Source organism: Ornithinibacillus salinisoli (genome assembly GCF_042684965.1).
GTDB classification, from domain to species: Bacteria; Bacillota; Bacilli; order Bacillales; family Amphibacillaceae; genus Ornithinibacillus; species Ornithinibacillus salinisoli.
This window is the reverse complement of sequence record NZ_JBHUMI010000026.1, coordinates 1-665: the sequence shown is the minus strand read 5'-3', so window position 1 is coordinate 665 and position 665 is coordinate 1. Positions and strand designations below refer to the sequence as shown.

1 rRNA gene is annotated in these 665 nt (G+C 53.8%); it reads right to left on the bottom strand.

From position 1 onward, the window contains the following. Positions 1-22 precede the first annotated feature (22 nt). Positions 23-665, bottom strand: a 23S ribosomal RNA gene (locus ACFSTA_RS18690); the annotation flags it as partial.

Genomic DNA, 665 nt, shown 5'->3' with positions numbered 1-665 from the left:
TGACAACGAATCATAAAATGTGTTAGTTAAGTCCTCGATCTATTAGTATCCGTCAGCTCCACGTGTCACCACGCTTCCACCTCGGACCTATCAACCTCATAGTCTCTGAGGGATCTTACTCACTCGAAGTGATGGGAAGTCTCATCTTGAGGGGGGCTTCATGCTTAGATGCTTTCAGCACTTATCCTTTCCACACGTAGCTACCCAGCTATGCTCCTGGCGGAACAACTGGTACACCAGCGGTGTGTCCATCCCGGTCCTCTCGTACTAAGGACAGCTCCTCTCAAACTTCCAACGCCCACGACGGATAGGGACCGAACTGTCTCACGACGTTCTGAACCCAGCTCGCGTACCGCTTTAATGGGCGAACAGCCCAACCCTTGGGACCGACTACAGCCCCAGGATGCGATGAGCCGACATCGAGGTGCCAAACCTCCCCGTCGATGTGAACTCTTGGGGGAGATAAGCCTGTTATCCCCGGGGTAGCTTTTATCCGTTGAGCGATGGCCCTTCCATGCGGAACCACCGGATCACTAAGCCCGACTTTCGTCCCTGCTCGACTTGTAGGTCTCGCAGTCAAGCTCCCTTCTGCCTTTACACTCTACGAATGATTTCCAACCATTCTGAGGGAACCTTTGGGCGCCTCCGTTACCTTTTGGGAGGCG